Source organism: Stieleria neptunia, assembly GCF_007754155.1.
In the GTDB taxonomy this organism is placed as follows: Bacteria; Planctomycetota; Planctomycetia; order Pirellulales; family Pirellulaceae; genus Stieleria; species Stieleria neptunia.
Window position 1 is genome coordinate 3058915 of record NZ_CP037423.1, and the last position, 14832, is coordinate 3073746.

Consider the following 14832-nt stretch of genomic DNA (forward strand, 5'->3'; position numbering starts at 1 on the left):
TATAGCCATGGCGACGACGACACCGGTCCCGACGGAAACCGAATGCCCACCGATGGATTTCGGCGATTTGAAATCAGAGTGTGTCGCACCGCGCCCGTCGATCATGGGGCAGAAACGCAGTCTGCGCTCGATTTTGTGGCTGTCGTTCAAAGGCATCTTGCGGGGCTTGCTGACCACGCTCAGCTATTTCCGTCGACCGTCAACGGTGGTCACGCAACAGTACCCCGAGAACCGAGAGACACTGGAAATGTTCGAGCGGTATCGTGGTCGACTGTCGTTGATCCACAACGAGGAAGGCGAGCACGGTTGCACCGCGTGCCAGATCTGTGAACGGCTTTGCCCGAACGCGTCGATCATCATCACCAAGGACAAGAAGAACGAGGCGACCGGCAAGCCGGCGCTGGATCAATTCATCTGGCGACAGGACACGTGCACGTTCTGCAACATTTGTGTTCTCGTTTGTCCGTTCGACACGCTGGAAATGACCGGCGACTTTGAGTCATCGGTGTACGATCGGCGTCTGCTGGTGTTCAACTTGAACGAATACGCCGGCCCGACCGCCGGTCAGCTTGATAAGCTTGACGACGAAGAACTGGCCAAGGAGCAGATGAAGCCGATGAAAAAGTATCAGGGGCCGATTCCGATGTGCGGCGGCGAAATGGACGGAATTCCCAAGTTGGACGTAGAGAAATCAACTGATGTATGACGGGACAGTCGCGACCCTTTTCTTTTACCTCTTTGCGGCATCGTCGATTGCGTTGGCGCTGGGTGTGGTGCTCGGGCGGCGCCTGCTGCGATCGGCGGTTTGCCTGATCGGTGTGCTGGGATCGAGCGCCGGGTTGATCCTGGTGTTGGGGTTTGAGTTTATCGCCGGGATTCAAGTGCTGGTCTTTATCGGCGGCATCGTCGTGCTGCTGTTGTTTGCGATCATGATGACCAGCGAAGGGCATACGTTTGAACAACGACCGAGCGCCGCCCGACGGGTGGTGGGCGGAATCGCGGCGACGGCTTTTTTTGCGGTCACGCTGTCGGTCTATTGGAACACGGACTTTCCGCTTGTTTCGAAGGAGGGGCTGGCCGTGTCCCATGAAGATGTCCACGCCATCGGTCGCAAGTTATTGAGCAATGAACGCGACGGATACATCGTGCCGTTTGAAGTGATCTCGTTGCTGCTGTTGGCCGCACTGATCGGCGGCATCGTGATCGCTCGTAAACATGATCCGGAAGACATCTAACTGCGATTGCCGCCCGAAACACTCCGTCGTCGGACTTTCAACATGATTCCCACACCAACGATCACGCATTGGCTGACGCTTTCGGCGCTGCTGTTTTCGATCGGTCTGTATGGCATTTTCACGCGGCGGAATGCCGTCGGTGTGTTGCTGTCGATCGAATTGACGTTGAATTCGGCGATCCTGAACATCCTGATTTTTAATCGATTTGTCGCTTCGGACGATGTCGATGGTCAGGTGTTGGTGTTGTTCATCATTGCCGCCGCGGCGGCCGAGGCGGTGGTCGCGTTAGCGATCTTTGTGTCGTTCTACCGACACCGGCATACGTTGGACGTGACGCAGGCTAACCACATCTATGATCAGGGGAACCGTACGTCGTGACCGGATTTCTATTCGAAAACGCGTGGATGATCCCGGCCTTGCCGTTGATTTCCATCCTGTTGATCGGTTTGTTTGCCACCGGTTCAAACGCTCGTGCCGCCGGGATCATCGGATCGGTCGCGATCGGCACGGCGTTCCTGTTGACGTGCGGGCTGGGGCTCTCGTACCTGAGTTCGGCCGAATCGGGCGCAACGGCGGTGACGTGGAGCATCGAGTGGCTGCGGTACCAGGATCATTTGGTCGTCTCAATGGGGACGCTGATCGATCCGATCTCGCTGTTGTTGCTGTTCGTCGTGACGAGCGTCAGCTTGCTGGTCCACGTTTATTCGATCGGTTACATGGCGGGCGACGAAGGTTATTCGCGGTACTTCGTGTTCCTCAGTCTGTTCACGTTCAGCATGTTGGGTTTGGTGCTGGCGCCGAATCTGTTGCAGATGTATGTGTTCTGGGAACTGGTCGGTGTGAGTTCCTTTTTGCTGATCGGGTTTTATTACACGTTGCCCGAAGCGATCGCGGCGTCGAAGAAGGCGTTTATCGTCACCCGGTTTGCGGATCTGTTTTTTCTGGCCGGAATTTTGGTGCTCGGTTTTTTCGTCCATCAGTTGGTCGTCGATCCGGCATGGGGCGGCGTCACGGGGACCGCGGGCCAATCGACTGCCGCGACGCAGGCGTTGGATTTCGCGACGATCAATTCGCAGCCGGTGTTGGCAAATCTAAAGGATCAGGAGGGCGTTTTCGGGCTGGATCTGTTGACCGTCGCGATGTTGTTGGTGTTTATCGGTGCGGCGGGGAAAAGCGCGATGTTTCCGCTGCATGTTTGGTTGCCCGATGCGATGGCGGGACCGACGCCCGTTTCGGCGCTGATTCATGCGGCGACGATGGTGGTCGCCGGCGTCTATCTGGTGGCCAGGCTGTTTCCCGGATTTGCGGCTTCGGGCGATGCGTTGGACGTCGTCGCCGCCGTCGGTTGCTTCACGTGCCTGTTTGCCGCTTTGATCGCGTGCACGCAGACGGATATCAAACGGGTGCTCGCGTTTTCGACCCTCAGCCAGATCGGGTACATGATGCTGGCGTTGGGCGTCGCGTCGGCGGAGCACCCGGCCGGGCTGGGTGCCGCGATGTTTCACTTGTTCACGCACGCGTTCTTCAAGGCGCTGTTGTTTTTGGGTGCCGGTTCGGTGATCCACGCAGTCCACAGCAATGATGTGGCGGACATGGGCGGGCTGCGAAAGAAGATGCCGTTGACCCATGCGACGTTCTTGATTGCCACGATCGCGATCGCCGGCGTGCCGCCGCTGGCCGGGTTCTTTTCCAAGGACGAGATCTTGGGTGCCGCGTTGGATGGGGAGCACCATCTGGTTTTTGGAGTCGGGCTGTTCGTGGCTGCGTTGACCGCGTTTTACATGTTTCGTCTGTACATTTTGACGTTCCTGGGGGGGCACCAATCCGACGGCGCGGCGAAGGCCCATGAATCCCCGCCGGTCATGACGATTCCGCTGGTGGTGCTCGGTGTGATGTCGGTTTGCGGCGGCTGGATTGCCGTTTCGCAGTTCGTGTTGCCCGGTGTGGAGCTCCACGCCCATCTGTTGGTGATGGGGTTATCGGTGGCGGCCGCGGTGGTCGGGATCGGGGCCGCATTCTGGCTGTACGGCGGACAGACGAATCGGGCAAAGAGGATGGCTGAGTCGATGGGGGGCATTTATCGGCTGGTGCAAAACAAGTTCTACATCGATGAAGTCTATCTGTTTTTGACGAAGTTGATTTTTCGATTCATCGCGGCGCCGGCGGCTTGGTTCGATCGCCATGTGGTCGATGCCGCGATGAATTTTTCGGCGACGGTGGTGCGCTGGTGCGGTGCTCGGTTGAATGTTCTGCAGACCGGGCAAGTTCAGACCTACGGGATTTGGATGATCAACGGGACGATTTTGGTCGTGTTGTTTTTGTGGCTCGTTCAACGGTAGCGCTGTTGAGCAAGGAAGAAGGCTCGGATGAGTTGGTTAAGTCTGCTGATCTTGATTCCGTTTGCGACGGCATTGGCCGTCGTGGCGACGCCCGATACCAAATGGTATGCGCGGCGATGGATCGCGCTGTTTGGAACGGGCGTGGTCCTTGCGCTGTCGCTGGTGATGAGCGTGAGCTACATGCAGGCGGTGCTGGATCGCGGCGGCGATCCATCGGTGTTGACGATTTCCCAGCTGGAATTCGAGCAATCGATTCCCTGGTTCAAGAGCATGGGGATCGAGTACCACGTCGGCGTGGACGGGATCGCGATGGCGATGATCGTGTTGACAGCGATCATTATTTTCACCGGGGTGCTGGCGAGCTGGGAGGTCAAGGATCGGTCACGTGAGTTTTACGCGTTTCTGTTGGTGTTGGTCACGGGCGTCTTTGGCGTGTTCATCAGCGTCGATCTGTTCCTGTTCTTTCTGTTTTACGAAGTCGCCGTGTTGCCGATGTATCTGTTGATCGGCGTGTGGGGGACGGGGCGGAAAGAGTATTCCGCGATGAAGTTGACGTTGATGCTGATGGTCGGTTCGGCGTTGGTTTTGGTAGGCATGCTGGCGTTGTACCACGCGGCCGGATCGCAGACGTTTGATTTGAACAAGTTGGCGATGGTGGATTATCCGCGTGACTTGCAGCGGTGGGTGTTTCCATGTGTGTTTGTGGGGTTCGGCGTGTTGGGCGCCCTGTTCCCGTTTCACACCTGGTCGCCAGACGGTCACGCATCGGCGCCGACCGCCGTTTCGATGTTACACGCCGGCGTGCTGATGAAGTTGGGCGGTTACGGCGTGTTGCGAGTCGCCGTGTACCTGATGCCCGAGGGTGCGAAACAGTGGGCGCTCTTCTTTCTGGTGCTGACGACGATCAACATTGTGTATGGGGCGTACGCGGCGATCCGGCAAACCGATTTGAAGTATTTCACGGCCTATTCGTCGGTCAGCCATTGCGGCTTCGTCTTGTTCGGTCTGTGTTCGTTGAATCTGATGGGATTCAAGGGCGCCGTGATTCAGATGTTTAGCCACGGCATCATGACGGGGTTGTTTTTCGGGCTGATCGGAATGGTCTATGGCCGTTCCAAGACGCGTGATTTGACGAAGATGGGAGGGCTTTCCAAACGAATCCCCTGGTTGGCGACCAGTTTTTACATCGCCGGGTTGGCCTCGCTGGGGCTGCCGGGGTTGTCCGGTTTTGTCGCCGAGTCGACCGTTTTCCTGGGAGGGTTTTTTGGCAACCGTTGGGTCGATGCGACAACGATGCGGGTCTGCACGTTGCTCGCCACGTCTTCGATTGTCGTCACGGCCGTTTATGTGTTGCGCGGACTGAGCCGTGTGTTTCAAGGACCGTTGACGAAGCCAGAGTTTAAGCAGTTGAGGGACGCCACGATCCCCGAAAAACTGTGCACCGGAATTCTGGTCGCGACGTTAGCTGTCGTTGGGATGTACCCGCCCGTGCTGATCGATCTGATTGAGCATGCGATCCTTCCGATCGCGAATCGTTTTTAGTGCTTGGTGGACTTTTTAACTTAGCGTCCCGCGGAAAAGGGGTCAGGCACCAAAAATGCGAAGCACCCTTTGGGCCATTTGGTTTTTGGTGCCTGACCCCTTTTCCGCTCATAACCCCAATTGATCCCATGTATATCCAACCGGAAATCATTGTCGTCGTCACAGCGTTCGCGGTGCTCGGCATGGAAATGTTTCTACCGCTGCGGCATCGAGTCCTGCAAACCCCGGTGAGCTTGTTGGGGTTGGCCACGGCGCTGGCCGCTGTGGTTTATCTGATGATTCAAGGCGAAGGCAAATTCCTGGACGGCCAGTTTCTCTTTGACGGTGTGGCCGGATGGTTCAAGGTCTCGTTCTTGTTGGCGGGGTTGTTGACGGTGTTGCTATCGGCCGACCTGCTCAACGGTCGATTCAAGGTCATGGAGGGGCAAGACCGTGTGCTGATCCACCGGGGCGAATTCTACACGGTGGTGTTGTTCAACCTCGTCGGATCGATGTTTCTGATTTCGGCGACGAATCTGATCAATCTGTATGTCTGTTTGGAACTGGCGACGATTCCGCTGTTCGCGTTGGTGGCCTGGCGACGCAGCGATCCGCTGTCGTGCGAAGCGGGATTGAAGTACATCATTTTGGGTGCGACGTCGTCGGCCGTGGTGCTGTTCGGACTCGGTCTGCTATACGGGCTTTCCGGGTCGGTTGACCTGCTGACCATGGGTGACAACCTGAGTTTTGGGCCGGCAACGAAGTTGGCGATTGCGATGGTGGTGGTCGGGGTCGGATTCAAGCTGACGCTGGTGCCGTTTCACATGTGGGCGGCCGATGTGTATCGCGGCGCGCCGCTTCCGGTCGCGGCGTACTTGTCGGTGGCATCCAAGGCGGCCGGCCTGGCATTCATGTTCCAGTTGTTTTACCGCGTGTTGGGGAATGTTCTGTTAGACGTCTCGATGGCACTCGCGGTGTTGGCGGCTGTGACGATGACGTTGGGGAATCTGGTCGCCGTGGTGCAGTCCAACGTCAAACGTTTTATGGCGTTCAGTGCGATTTCCCAGGCCGGTTATCTGATCATGGGGTTCCTGGCCCGCAGCGGCGCCCCGAGCATGGTGTATTACATGTTGGTCTACGTGGTCACCAACATGGTCGTGTTTGGTGTGTTGGTGTTTTATTTGAACGAAACCGGCCGCGAGGAAATCGAGGACTATCGCGGGCTGGCGCGAACGAATCCCTGGATCGCGTTGGTGATGATGCTGGGGCTGTTCAGCTTGGCCGGGATCCCGCCGCTGTCGGGGTTTGTCGGCAAGTTCTTTTTATTCAGCGTGGCATCCAAGGCGGGGTTCCATTGGTTGGTCGCCGTGGCCGCGGTCAATTCGACCGTTTCGCTGTACTATTACTTGCGGATCGTGCGGCAGATGTACATCGAACCGGGGTTTGATGACGATCCACCGATTCGTGCGTCGGCGTCGATCGTCACGGCGCTCGCCATTTCCACCGTGCTGATGGTGGTGCTGGGGATCGTTCCGTTTTTCTACGAAACGATCTACGAGCAGACGCACCAGTGGATTGCCGTGGCGGAAATCAGGTAAGGGCTGTCGGAATGATGGGGTCCGCGTCGCGTGCGGTAGGGGACGTCGATTCTTTTGCTGCAGTTTTTGGCAACCGATTGAGTCTCTCTCCCAGAGGGGGTTCTTCGCGGATTTTAGTGGGTGCTCTCGAATACTCGGGGAAGGTTTTTTGAGGGATGACAGCGATGTCCGATGGTTCCGTTCGGTAGGATGGCGAAGCCACGTGAAGCGGAGGCGGGCTCTGCTCTCAAGGAACTTCCTACCCAGCTAGTTCATTGGGGACCACTCGCAGGTTGAGTGCAGCTGCCCGTTTCGCCAGGTTTTCCATTGCTCGCTTCTTGTATTGCTGTTCGTAATAGTCGTTGCCGACATCGACATATTCCCTCCCGTACTTCAGCATCCCATAAACTATTTTCGCGAGCTTGTGGGCCGTCGCCGTGATCGCTTTGGGTGAACCAAGACGGGAACGGATCCTGCGAAAGAACGCTCCTAAGGCGCAGTTTGATCGTGCCAGGGACGCGGCGGCTGTTCGAAGTGCGGCGGCGGCTCGGTTCGCACTTGTACGTGTTTTACCACTGAGCAATTTCCCACCTGTCTTCTTACTGCCCGGACATAGGCAAAGCCAAGAAGTGAAATGCTTCTCTGTTGCCCACCTACTCATGTCGGTACCGATTTCAGAAATCAGTGTGATTGCGGATTGACCGCTAATCCCATCAATGGTCGTCATGTCGACGCCCAGCACCCGGTAGAGCTGATTGCGCATATCGAACCGGGGGCTATTGCTTCCAGCTTTAGGAGCCTTCAGCTTCGGCAGAATCTCACCGTCACTTCGGTCGGAAAATGTACCCAAATGTTCTTCAAGCTTGGAATCGACTTCCGACAGTTTGGAACCGTAAAAACGGTACAGTTCCAGAGCCTGTTTTAACGCAAATACATGTTCTTCACGCCAATTGCCTTCCAGAGCTTTCGCGATCGTCGACTCGTCATTTTTGCACCTTGGATCGCGAAGTTTTGCGAGTAGGTGAGGGTCTCGACTGCCCGCAACAATGGCATCCAAAATGGCAAGGCCAGTGGTGCCGGTGATGTCCGAAATGACGTGATGGAGCTGGACATTCATTTCCATCATCGCCTTCTGCATCCGTTGGATATGCTCGCTCGCGTTGGCGACGAGCATGGCTCGTTGCCGCATGTAAGAACGCAGAACACAAATTGCCGAACTCTTCCAACCAATCTGCGAGCGACGCCAGATCGGATGTAAAGGTGCCGAAGCAGCGAACGTGTGATGAGTCGCGATCGGAGGGCACGGCAACATAGTGCTGGGTCGAACCAATATCGATGCCGGCAGCGTTCAAGTTGATTGTGTCAAGTGATTGTGGAACGGGTGCGTTGTCAATCGGAAACCCACCACGTGATCGACGCTTAGGTTTCCCAGAGGATTTCTTCTTGGCCATGGCGGAACTCCGAAAGGTGACTTCAACGGAAAAACGCGGCAGGCGCGGGAGTAGGGCTCTGTTATTCTCTCAAACGGGGTCAACGCCGTGAGGCGAGCCACCAATGTCATTTTCAAGCAAACTCCCGGGACCAGGCTGAGAAGCGGGCACGAAGCACCACGTAGAGAACGGCCTCCACGACCCGCCGCGTATCCGACATGATAATCCTCACACCCAGTTCCTCGGAATCATTTGGTCACTTGTGGCCTGCGGCGGCTGAGGAGCAACCCGCCAAGGAATCACCGGGTCTGCGATGCGCCGAAGGTGCTTCGAGCGCTCCGCCGGCCCCCGTGTCGGCGGAGGGTCGTTTGAACCGAGCGTTTGTCCTCGCTCTCCCCATTCGGACATCGCAGCAATGCCTCGAAAAACCTGGGTCCTGAGCGATTAGCCACTAAAATCCACGAAGAACCCCCTCTGGGAGAGACGGCGTTTGCGCAGCAAGCAAACGCCAGAGAGGGCCGGCGGCTTGCGAAAGTCTTAGCGTTTTCCGCTACGATCAAATCCGTCACCTATACGATTGACGTCCCTCAGGGAGGGTCGGACGCGATAGACGAGCGGCCGGGGAGAGTTCGTTGTGGCTCGACATCACTCCGTCACAAACAATCGACCCTCCCCTCGCTGCGCTCGACCCTCCCTGCCAGGGAGGGTGACATCGAAACGCGGGCTTCGCTGACGCGTCGCGGCTCGCTTGAACTGCAAGCCGCATCGCAGGGAAAGTCCGTCAGGGTGCTGTGATCCGTTTAGAACTTGGTTCCGTTGAGAACGGATCCGTTCTTGATGACGATCGAGATTCCATCGCGGACTTGCAGGGGCTCGTCCTCGCCGAGTGTATCGACGTTTTCGGCATTGGTGATGGAGACGTCGGTTCCGACGCGCGAGTTCTTGTCCAGGATCGCGCCGCTGATGACACTGTTGTCGCCGATACCGACCGGGATTTGGCCCGGGGGCAAGGTTTTGGGGTCTTCGATGTAATCGGCTCCCATGACGACGCTGTTTTTGATCGTGACGTTGTCGCCGATGGTGGTGCGGAGTCCGATCACACTGTGCTCGATGGTGACGTTGTGTCCGATGTGGCAACCGTCGGCGATCAGGCTGCCGCGGATGGTGACGTTGTCACCGACGACCGTGGGCGGCAGAAAACGCGGCCGGCTGTAGATCGGGGCGGTGACGCTGCCGAGTTGGAACGGCGGAGACTTGCTGGCCAGTGAAAGGTTGGCTTCGTAGAACGCGCGGATGGTTCCGATGTCTTCCCAGTAGCCGTCAAACAGGTGCACTTGGACTTTGCGGTTGTCGATCGCTGCGGGGAAGACTTCTTTGCCAAAGTCCGAGTGGTCGTTGCCGTGAAGTAGGTCCACCATGACATCTTTTTTGAAGATATACAGGCCCATGCTGGCCAGGCAATCGCGTCCTTTGCTCGGGATGCCACGGGCGTCGATCCAAGCCGGATCCATGCGAACCTTCGCCAGTTCTTCTTCGGTTTGGGGTTTCTCGACGAACCCGGTCACACGGCCGTCGTCGTCGAGCTGCATGATTCCCAGTGCGGCGGCGTCTTTGCGGTCGACCGGGATTCCGGCGATGGTCGCATCGGCTCCGGATTCGATGTGCGACTTCATCATGTCGCGAAAATCCATCCGATACAGTTGGTCGCCGGACAGGATCAGGATGTGTTCGATCTCGGGCTGGTCGATGTAGCGCAGATTTTTGCGGACGGCGTCGGCGGTTCCCTGGTACCAGTCGGTCCCGGCATCGACCGTTTGCTGTGCGGCGAGCAACTCGACAAAACCGCCGGTGAATTGATCGAAGCGATAGGTTTGGCGGAGGTGGCGGTGCAGGCTGACCGAAAGGAATTGCGTCAACACGAAAACACGACGCAATCCGCTGTTGATGCAGTTCGAAATCGGGATGTCAATCAGCCGGTACTTACCCGCCAGCGGGACCGCGGGTTTGGCACGAATCTTGGTCAGCGGGAACAGTCGCGTTCCGCGACCGCCGCCGAGAATCAGTGCGATTGTATTTTTGGAAAGGTCCATCGGGTAGTCGGAGTGAGAAGTCATGACGATTGGGGAATAGGAAGGGGGATGGGGTTCGACTGCAGATCAATGTTCCACCGTTCTAACGCACGCGACGGACGCGGGAAAGGTTCCAGCGGCTACCAATATTTTTCGAAATGAATCCTGCCGGGACCTTCGCCGTGGATTTCGTGTCGAAAACCCGCCGCTTCGAGCAACGGCAACATGCCCGGCTTTTCCGGTGCGGGGGCTCCCGGCGGAACGTAACCGATCATGTCCGGGTTGCCACACAAAAAGACGTGGGTGTTGGTTGGCGAAATGGGGTCGTCGGCGGCTTCGGCGAGCTGACCGCTGGTGAAAAAATCTTGGATGTATTGCTTGCCGACATAGCCGGGCAAACTGGGATCCAGGTTGATGTCTTCGCGCGTGGTGCAGGGCAGGTAGCGATAATTCGGGAATTGTTCCATCAGCGAGCGGTGTTGTGGGTGATACGCCAAGTCGCGCAGGTAGCGGACACAGCACGCATTGATGATGCGGCCGCGGTGTCCGGCATCCAGCAGCGTCGCGGTCATGGCGTTGTGCGGGGCCTCTCCCGTTCCGGTCGACAGCATCAACACGGTGGCATCGGGCTGAATCTCACCGAGTGTGTACGTGCCGACGATCTTTTTTCCGATCGCGATCCGGTCCCCCTTGCCCAGGCAGAAAAGTCGCGGCGTGAGTGCCGGGGGGGCCTTGTCGGGGCGGTCCGCCGCCCGGACCAGGACGACGTAAAATTCCATGTAGTCGACCGAATGGTTCGGTGCCAGTTGTGCTTCGTCGTCGAGCAGCGGGCAGGAGATGGAATAGGCGCGCTTGACGACACGGGTGAGTTTTTTTTCCGGCAGGTTTTCGTCTTGCGTGCCTTCCAGACGCGGTTCCCAGTTGCCCAGCCCGAGCGTGACGTATTGCCCGGCTTGAAAACGCGGGACGCCGTCATCGGGGCGGATCCGAAACCGAGCGAGATTTTCGTGGCAATCGATTCGATCGACGATGGTGGCGTTGTAATGCCGCGTTCGCAGAGTGTCGAAGTCCGTTTCTGATGGGTTTCCCGAGTCCGGCACGTGTTTCTCCGGGGGTACGATGCAGGGGCTGCAAATTCGCAAACCCTGAAAAAATGCGGCAGTATTCAAACCGCTCTCGCAATATACTGAACTCTTGGGCGGTGCGTCGCCCATCGTCCAGCGTTCTTGTTTCGCCTCCCCAAAGTCGTGAGACTTTTCAAAATGCCACTCTGCATCGATTTTCGCCGCCACGCCAAAGTTGCGCTCCGACGCGTGATCGTTGGGCCCGGAATCGCAGCCCTTTTCACCATCACCGGCGGATTGCTCGGCTCCACCAGTCCCGGCATGGCAGCCGAGCGTTGGACCAGCTTGGACGGTTCCAGCACGGTCGAGGCGGAATTCATCGGATTGTGGGGCAACAACGTCGTCTTGGAATTGCCCGGCCCGCGGCGTGTTTCCGTCAGCGTCGACAACCTGATCGCCAATAGCCGCATCCAGGCGCGTCGAATGGGTGAAGAGCAGAGCCGCCGTCGGGCGGAGTTGCGCCAACAAATTCTGGCCGACGCCAAAGAGGCTGCCGCGCCGGCGCCGACGCCTTTGCCCGTCCCCCCGACCCCGCCGCCCTACCAGCGACTCAATTCCTCCGGCGGCCTACTCGCCCAACTCGAGTGGCTGGACCAACAGAATAAAAACGGCCATGGGCTGATCGCCGCGTTCGACTCCCTGCCGCTGAATTATCAAAACGACGTGGAGCGGTTGATGCGCGCCAGCGTGGCCAAGCTGGACATGCAGGGCATGCGTCAAATCCTCGGTTCGGTTCACTCGGTCGGTGATTTGGTGGTCACCCGCCAACGCTGGTTCTTCTCTCACCCGCGACTGCAGGCGATCGATGCCGATGCGCGGGACACGCTGAAATCGGTGTTGTTGTCGATCGGCGGGCTGATCCGTGACGGCCTGGATCCCGACGAATTGAAGCTCGACGAACTCGCCACCACGCCCCTGCGGACCTGGCTGATCGGCTTGGATACGCGGCTGGCGCCGCACATCGCCGCGATGAACGAGCAGATGCAGACGTTGGGGATCGAGCCGTCCTCGTATGAGGTCAAAGAGGAGAAGGACGGGAAAGCAACGGTGGAGATCACCAACGGTGAGCTCAAGCAGACGGTGAACTTCATCACCGTCGATGGGATGTGGCTGCCCGCCGATTCCGAAGCCGAGAAATGGGCCGAAGCGATGAAGAAGTGGGAAGACGCGTTGGCGGGGACCGCCGACGGATCGCTGCTGGCCGGCGGGGCGGCGCAGATGGTGCCGATGTTCCTGGACCCGATCCTGCAACCGGCCCTGGCGGCCGAGTCGGCGCGAGAGTTCCATTCGGCGATGGATGGCTGGTTCGCCATGGCCGCTCCCCTGGTCGCTCAGATGCAATCCTTCGGCGTCGGAAATCGTCGCGGGATGAACCCCTATGGAGGCGGCTACAACGATTACGACATGGAAATGGACATGGAAATGGACATGGACATGGACATGGACATGGAGATGGAAATGGACATGGAGATGGAAATGGACATGGAAATGGAGATGGACATGGACATGGAGATGGACATGCCGGGCGAAGGTTTTTAAGTCATCGATGACGGAACAAGACGTTGATGGAAGATAAGTCTCAGCCGCCGTCGCCCTCGATTTCTAAACGGATTGCGGTGGTCGGCGGTGGCCTCTCCGGACTCGCGACCGCGTTCTATTTGAAGCGGTTCTCGCCCGACGCGAGCATCAAACTTTACGAGTCGTCGTCGCGACTCGGCGGGGTGATCGACACCGAGCGGATCGAAACGGCCGAGCACGGCTGCTTCGTCATCGATCACGGGGCCGACATGTTTGCCACCGAACCGCCGGCCGCCATCGAGCTGTGTCGCGATCTGGGAGTGGAGGACCAGTTGATCGTTCCCGACACCACGCGTGCCGGCGCGATGATTGTGCACCGCGGCAAACTGGTGCCGATCCCCGATGGATTTGTTTTGATGCGGGCGACGAAGCTTTGGCAAATGGTCACCACGCCACTGTTGTCGGTCCCCGGCAAGCTGCGTTTTTTGGCCGAACGGTTCGTCAACCGTCAGCCGCACGCGAACGAGGCGACGGACGACATCAGTGTCGCGGAATTCGTCCGCCACCGGATGGGCGAGGAGGTACTCGACCGGCTGGTCGGGCCGCTGGTCGCTGGGATCTACACCGCCGACATCGAAAAATTGAGCATGAATGCGACGATGGCGCCGATGGTCGCGATGGTCCAACAACACGGTTCACTGGCCCAGGCGACGCTCGCCCGGCGGCGTGAAAACCAGGACCGGACCGAACGGAACAGCGCCGGTGCGCGGTACGAAAAATTCCGTGGCTTTCCCGACGGAATGAAGCAGTTGATCGACACACTTGCGGTGGCGATTGGGGAGGAGTCGATACAGACCGATGCGCCGATCAACGCCTTGCACTTGAGCGACGATCAGGAGCGTCCCTGGGAGATTCATTCCGATCAGGGCGCGGATTCCTTTGACGAAGTCGTGTTGGCCACGCCCGCTGCTGTCTCGGCGCGGTTGCTGAGCACGGTGACCGGGCAAGCCGTTCAGACGGCCTGCGAGACCGCCGCCGAGGCGCTGTCAACGATCGAGTCGGCATCGACCGCGATCGTCGTCCTGTGCGTGCCGACGTCCCAGATCGCTCGACTGCCCAACCAGTTCGGTTTCGTGGTGCCCAAAATCGAAAACCGAAACATCTTGGCGGTCAGCTTTGCCAGCCACAAGTATCCGATCCGTTGCCCCGACGATCACACGATCATTCGCGTGTTTGTCGGCGGCGCGCTGCAGTCGGAGTTGTTGGAGCAATCCGACGACGAGATGGTGGAAATGGTTCGCGGTGAGCTGGCCGAGTTGATCGGCATGACGGGAAAGGAAACGCTCGCCCGCGTCGTGCGTTGGAACAACGCGATGCCCCAGTATCATGTCGGCCATCTCAAACGTGTGGAATCAATCGGGCGGGCCGTCGACCAGATCCCGCACCTGCACCTGGTCAGCAACGCGCTGCGGGGTGTCGGGATCGCCCCGGTGATCGCGGCGGGGAAAGCGATGGCGAGAAAAATCAGTGGGGCCGAGTGACAGTGGGTTATTTGCAGGACACGATCGAATTGTGGGCGACCGAGTTCGGGCGAACGCTCAACATCGCCGTGGATGTTAGCGGCAGGGCGCCAGCCCAATACCACTAAATCGAGAAGCCCCTCACCCCAAAATGGCTCCCCTCTCCCCAAAACAGATCGCGCGAAAGACATTTTGTTCGCAGAGAGACGTTGACCGCGATCTGTTTTGGGGAGAGGGGCTGGGGGTGAGGGGCTCAGCATTGAGACGCATCACATCGATTGACGTGCTAATTCACCGATCATTTTGAGGGGTGATTCAGTTTCCCTTCTGGTTGTTAGCGGCAGGGCGCGAGCCCTCCGGTCTCACCTTCACCGGACGGCTCGCGGGCTGTCGTTTTTGTGAGCCGCGACGCGTAAGCGGCCGGGCACTGCGACGCTGCCCGAGGCCTTACGGCCAGCGGCTCACCATTGACTCAGCAGATCCCGACTCAATCGACAGC

10 protein-coding genes and 1 pseudogene are annotated in these 14832 nt (G+C 58.3%); 8 read left to right on the forward strand and 3 right to left on the reverse strand.

The window, feature by feature from the left end; all coding sequences use genetic code 11:
* Positions 1–7: 7 nt before the first annotated feature.
* The 6 genes from Enr13x_RS10765 to Enr13x_RS10790 all read left to right on the forward strand — a co-directional run bounded on the left by Enr13x_RS10765 (position 8) and on the right by Enr13x_RS10790 (position 6693).
* Positions 8–706 carry a 4Fe-4S binding protein gene (locus Enr13x_RS10765; RefSeq protein WP_145386059.1) on the forward strand — a complete coding sequence of 233 codons (699 nt, stop codon included), beginning with the start codon at positions 8–10 and terminating at the stop codon, positions 704–706.
* Positions 699–1235 (forward strand): NADH-quinone oxidoreductase subunit J family protein, encoded by a 537-nt coding sequence (locus Enr13x_RS10770; protein ID WP_145386060.1) that lies wholly within the window; start codon positions 699–701, stop codon positions 1233–1235. Before Enr13x_RS10765 ends, Enr13x_RS10770 begins: the two co-directional genes overlap by 8 nt.
* Before the next feature lie 42 nt (positions 1236–1277).
* Positions 1278–1613, forward strand: coding sequence for an NADH-quinone oxidoreductase subunit NuoK (gene nuoK / locus Enr13x_RS10775; RefSeq protein WP_145386061.1), 336 nt, complete (start codon positions 1278–1280; stop codon positions 1611–1613).
* Positions 1610–3574: an NADH-quinone oxidoreductase subunit L gene (nuoL, locus tag Enr13x_RS10780; RefSeq protein WP_197455940.1), complete on the forward strand. Its 1965-nt coding sequence runs from the start codon at positions 1610–1612 to the stop codon at positions 3572–3574. Before nuoK ends, nuoL begins: the two co-directional genes overlap by 4 nt.
* 27 nt (positions 3575–3601) lie before the next feature.
* On the forward strand, positions 3602–5116 hold the full coding sequence (locus Enr13x_RS10785; protein ID WP_145386062.1) for a complex I subunit 4 family protein: 1515 nt from the start codon (positions 3602–3604) through the stop codon (positions 5114–5116).
* Between the two features lie 128 nt (positions 5117–5244).
* Positions 5245–6693 (forward strand): NADH-quinone oxidoreductase subunit N, encoded by a 1449-nt coding sequence (locus Enr13x_RS10790; protein WP_145386063.1) that lies wholly within the window; start codon positions 5245–5247, stop codon positions 6691–6693.
* A 238-nt stretch (positions 6694–6931) separates the two neighbouring features.
* On the opposite strand, the pseudogene Enr13x_RS10795 reads toward Enr13x_RS10790, so the two are convergent.
* The 3 genes and pseudogenes from Enr13x_RS10795 to Enr13x_RS10805 all read right to left on the reverse strand — a co-directional run bounded on the left by Enr13x_RS10795 (position 6932) and on the right by Enr13x_RS10805 (position 11271).
* A pseudogene (locus tag Enr13x_RS10795) lies at positions 6932–8066 on the reverse strand (transposase).
* A gap of 836 nt (positions 8067–8902) precedes the next feature.
* Positions 8903–10216 (reverse strand): glucose-1-phosphate adenylyltransferase, encoded by a 1314-nt coding sequence (locus Enr13x_RS10800; protein WP_231744202.1) that lies wholly within the window; start codon positions 10214–10216, stop codon positions 8903–8905.
* 95 nt (positions 10217–10311) lie between these two features.
* Positions 10312–11271 carry a ferredoxin--NADP reductase gene (locus Enr13x_RS10805; protein ID WP_231744203.1) on the reverse strand — a complete coding sequence of 320 codons (960 nt, stop codon included), beginning with the start codon at positions 11269–11271 and terminating at the stop codon, positions 10312–10314.
* 147 nt (positions 11272–11418) lie between these two features.
* On the opposite strand from Enr13x_RS10805, the gene Enr13x_RS10810 reads away from it, so the two are divergent.
* Positions 11419–12834, forward strand: coding sequence for a hypothetical protein (locus Enr13x_RS10810; RefSeq protein ID WP_145386065.1), 1416 nt, complete (start codon positions 11419–11421; stop codon positions 12832–12834).
* 26 nt (positions 12835–12860) lie between these two features.
* Positions 12861–14354, forward strand: a complete 1494-nt coding sequence (gene hemG / locus Enr13x_RS10815; protein WP_145386066.1) for a protoporphyrinogen oxidase — start codon at positions 12861–12863, stop codon at positions 14352–14354.
* Positions 14355–14832 lie beyond the last annotated feature (478 nt).

Excerpts from the sequence above, each read along its gene's own strand:
- Enr13x_RS10785 (WP_145386062.1), top strand. The coding sequence starts at position 3,602 with ATGAGTTGGTTAAGTCTGCTGATCTTGATTCCGTTTGCGACGGCATTG.
- nuoK (WP_145386061.1), top strand. The coding sequence starts at position 1,278 with ATGATTCCCACACCAACGATCACGCATTGGCTGACGCTTTCGGCGCTG.
- Enr13x_RS10790 (WP_145386063.1), top strand. The coding sequence starts at position 5,245 with ATGTATATCCAACCGGAAATCATTGTCGTCGTCACAGCGTTCGCGGTG.
- hemG (WP_145386066.1), top strand. The coding sequence starts at position 12,861 with ATGGAAGATAAGTCTCAGCCGCCGTCGCCCTCGATTTCTAAACGGATT.
- Enr13x_RS10765 (WP_145386059.1), top strand. The coding sequence starts at position 8 with ATGGCGACGACGACACCGGTCCCGACGGAAACCGAATGCCCACCGATG.
- Enr13x_RS10770 (WP_145386060.1), top strand. The coding sequence starts at position 699 with ATGTATGACGGGACAGTCGCGACCCTTTTCTTTTACCTCTTTGCGGCA.
- Enr13x_RS10800 (WP_231744202.1), bottom strand. The coding sequence starts at position 10,216 with ATGACTTCTCACTCCGACTACCCGATGGACCTTTCCAAAAATACAATC.